The 3,766-nt window shown below is 34.6% G+C and carries 4 protein-coding genes; all 4 read right to left on the bottom strand.

Annotation, left to right across the window (positions count from 1 at the left end):
• Nucleotides 1-94: 94 nt before the first annotated feature.
• The gene (locus DCO46_RS22340) at nucleotides 95-451 is read right to left on the bottom strand and encodes a hypothetical protein (RefSeq protein WP_116754669.1); all 357 of its coding nucleotides are present in this window, start codon (nucleotides 449-451) and stop codon (nucleotides 95-97) included.
• A 192-nt stretch (nucleotides 452-643) separates the two neighbouring features.
• The gene (dnaB, locus tag DCO46_RS22345; RefSeq protein ID WP_116754670.1) at nucleotides 644-2,188 is read right to left on the bottom strand and encodes a replicative DNA helicase; all 1,545 of its coding nucleotides are present in this window, start codon (nucleotides 2,186-2,188) and stop codon (nucleotides 644-646) included.
• A gap of 140 nt (nucleotides 2,189-2,328) precedes the next feature.
• Nucleotides 2,329-3,282, bottom strand: a complete 954-nt coding sequence (locus tag DCO46_RS22350; RefSeq protein ID WP_116754671.1) for an acetyl-CoA carboxylase carboxyltransferase subunit alpha — start codon at nucleotides 3,280-3,282, stop codon at nucleotides 2,329-2,331.
• A 112-nt stretch (nucleotides 3,283-3,394) separates the two neighbouring features.
• Nucleotides 3,395-3,766 (bottom strand): EamA family transporter (locus DCO46_RS22355; protein WP_165829087.1); only part of this gene is annotated, 372 nt, incomplete at its 5' end.

A 3,766-nucleotide genomic window follows, 5' to 3' on the forward strand; every position in this document is an offset into this window, starting at 1 on the left:
GAAAAAGCTAATACTGTAAAGTATCAGGTTAATTAATAAAACTAAATAACCTAAGTATATTAAAAAATCATCCATTTTTTAATATCAATTAAAATCAATAAGGAGGACTAGGACGTGTACCATCATAAACAACATCTTCAGCTGCAGCTGCAGATCTCTGTTCTCCGGATGATGGTGGCCCGTAAACATCATTATATTTACCAGTTTCTTTGTCATACTCTGCTCCGACAAAAAGAAGGGTCTTTTCTTTTTTGTCATTAATACCAATATAAGCACGAACGGCATCGGTATTAAGTTTCAGAACTGTTTCTAAACTTTCTCTTGGTATTAGAAAAGATTTTACTTTGGTCTTACTGTCTTCAGCAGTAGTGTCATCCTGATACCTTTTTTCCCATTCTTTAGCAGTTGCTAATGGAATTTGAATTGGCCCTGGGAATGTGTCTTCACTCATAGTTTTAATTTTTTTGAATAGTTAATAGTATTAATTTTGTTAATGGTTTTGCTAATCTACCGAATTAATTTTACATAAAAGATATAATTGTGTAAAATTACTTATGAAATTAAGTTATCATTTAAGAACAAAAAAAAATCTTCATTAGCACAACGCTAATGAAGATTTTCCTTGTTTGGGTTTTTATTTTAATTAAAATGGCACGTCGCTATCATCATCGTCATCATTGAGATTGCTGCCAAAAGCCTCGTTTGCAGACGGCAGGTTTTTGGTAATAAAAGGATTATCATCATGATTCATTTTTGAAGGCAAATCATCATAACCGCCAGTAAAATCTTCAAGGTTATCAAACTTACCTAAATTTCCGATGAATTTTAACCTAATATTTTCCAAACCACCATTACGGTGTTTGGCTATAATAAATTCAGCCTGACCTGCAGTTGGTGATTGTTCATCATCATCCCATTCTTCAATTTTATAATACTCGGGACGATAAATAAACGAAACGATATCGGCATCCTGCTCAATAGCTCCAGATTCACGAAGGTCAGAAAGCAAAGGTCTCTTACTGGATCCACGTGTCTCAACGGCACGCGATAACTGAGAAAGTGCAATTACCGGAACATTTAACTCTTTTGCCAAAGCCTTTAAGTTTCGGGAAATTGTAGAAATCTCCTGCTCACGGTTTCCTCCTCCTTTACCGTTACCTCCGGCTGTCATTAACTGCAAATAGTCAATAATGATTAGTCTGATTCCGTGCTGAGAAGCCAAACGACGACATTTTGCACGTAAATCGAAAATCGAAAGTGAAGGTGTATCATCAATAAATAAAGGTGCTTTTTCTAAATCTTTTACTTTAGTACTAAGCTGCTCCCATTCGTGTTTTTCCAGTTTTCCTGTTCTTAATTTTTCTGATGACAATCCTGTTTCAGATGAAATAAGCCTCGTGATTAACTGAACCGAAGCCATCTCTAGTGAAAAAACTGCCACCGCATGCCCAAACTGAATAGCAACATTTCGTGCCATTGAAAGTACGAAAGCTGTTTTACCCATACCCGGACGAGCTGCAATAATAATTAAATCCGAAGGCTGCCATCCGGAAGTTACCTGGTCTAGTTTTTCAAAACCTGTAGCAATTCCGCTTAATCCTTCTTTACCGGCAATTTCTTCAATACGTTTTTTTGCCTGAAGTACTAAACTCTGTGCAGTTTCAGAACTACGTTTAATATTTCCCTGAGTTACTTCATACAGTTTTGATTCTGCTTTATCCAATAAATCAAAAACATCTGTAGTTTCATCATAAGATTCTTCGATAATTTCAGAAGAAATTCGAATCAAACTTCTTTGAATAAATTTCTGAAGAATAATACGTGAGTGAAATTCGATATGCGCGGAAGAAGCAATTTTTTGCGTAAGCTGAATCAGATAAAAATCTCCTCCTGCTAATTCCAGTTTTCCGTTTTTCTTTAGTTGACTTGAAACTGTCAACAAGTCGATTGGTTGTGTCTCTGTAAAAAGTTGCAAAATTGCTTCAAAAATATGCTTGTGTGCGTCTTTGTAAAAAGCATCGGGTTGCAAAATATCAATTACATCATCAACTCCTTTTTTATCAATCATCATTGCCCCAAGAACAGCCTCTTCCATCTCTATTACTTGTGGAGGTAACTTACCTTTTTCCAGATTAATAATAGTGGTTTTATCGACTTTTATAGGGTTTACGTTTTTGAAATTTTCCATACAGCGAAAGTAGCAAAATTTAAAAAAACTATGCTATCTAGTTATAACTAATAATTGTTTATAAAAATGATTTTTTTGTTCATAACCAAAAAAAAATCCGAAACGGTAAGGCTTCGGATTTTAATTCAATTTTTATGAATTTACTCTTTATACTCACCCATATTACTGTATTTGTCCATTCTTTGGGCAATTAGGTCAGCTGTTGATAAGTCTTTTAATTCATTATAGCCTTTGGTAATGTATTCGGCAACTGTCTTAAAAGTAGTTTCTCGGTCATAGTGCGCTCCTCCTAATGGTTCAGGAATTACATCATCAACTAATTTTTGTTTTTTCATGTCAGATGAAGTCAGTTTTAATGCATCAGCCGCACGTTCTTTGTACTCCCAGCTTTTCCATAAAATAGAAGAACATGATTCCGGGGAAATTACAGAATACCAGGTATTCTCCAACATATAAACTTTATCTCCAACACCAATTCCTAAAGCTCCTCCAGAAGCACCTTCACCTACAATAATAGTAATAATTGGCACTTTTAGACGAACCATTTCAAAAATATTTCTGGCAATGGCTTCACCTTGTCCTCTTTCTTCAGCTTCAAGTCCAGGATATGCACCGGGAGTATCTACTAAAGTTAAAACAGGAATATTAAATTTCTCTGCCATTTTCATCAAACGCAAAGCTTTACGGTATCCTTCAGGATTTGCCATACCAAAATTTCGGTATTGACGTGTTTTAGTATTGTAACCTTTTTGCTGACCGACAATCATAAAAGATTGACCGTTAACTTTTCCTAATCCGCCCACCATAGCTTTGTCATCTTTAAAGCCTCTGTCTCCGTGAAGTTCTAAAAACGTATCACCGCAAATCGCTCTGATATAATCTAAGGTATAAGGCCTGTTCGGATGTCTTGACAATTGTACGCGCTGCCAGGCCGTAAGGTTTTTGTATATTTCTTTTTTAGTCTCTACTAATTTCTTGTTGATTTCCTTGCAAGTTGGGCTTACATCAACGTCAGATTCTTTTCCAATTATAACACACTTTTCTAACTGTTCTTCAAGTTCTTTTATTGGAAGCTCAAAATCTAAATATTCCATGGATTTTTGAATTTTGTTTGTAAATCGAACCGCAAATATAAAAATATTATATCATTGGCGAAGTTAATTGTTGTTTAAAGTATAAAAATGCAATTTAAAAATAAGTAAAAGATTACACTTTCTTCTTGTTTTGATAATGCTTGAAAACGCCATTTAAGATTACTGTAATTACAATTATTACAGCTCCTATATAAAATTCCGTGCTCATTTTTTCTTTTCCGCCAAGAATAAAATACGCCAGGATAATTCCGTAAACAGGCTCTAAATTAGTCGTTAACATAACAGTATAAGGAGTCAGTCTCTGCATTACTTTTACAGAAGCCGTAAAAGCATATGCTGTGCAAACTGAAGCCAAAAGCAGAAGTAAAAGCCAATTATTCATCGACATCGAAAAGAAACCGGCATTAAATTTTAACTGAAATAAAACATAAACTGACATAAAGAAAACCCATGATGCAAATTCATAGAATGTAATAACCGTTGG

This window comes from Flavobacterium sp. HTF, assembly GCF_003105115.1.
GTDB lineage: Bacteria > Bacteroidota > Bacteroidia > Flavobacteriales > Flavobacteriaceae > Flavobacterium.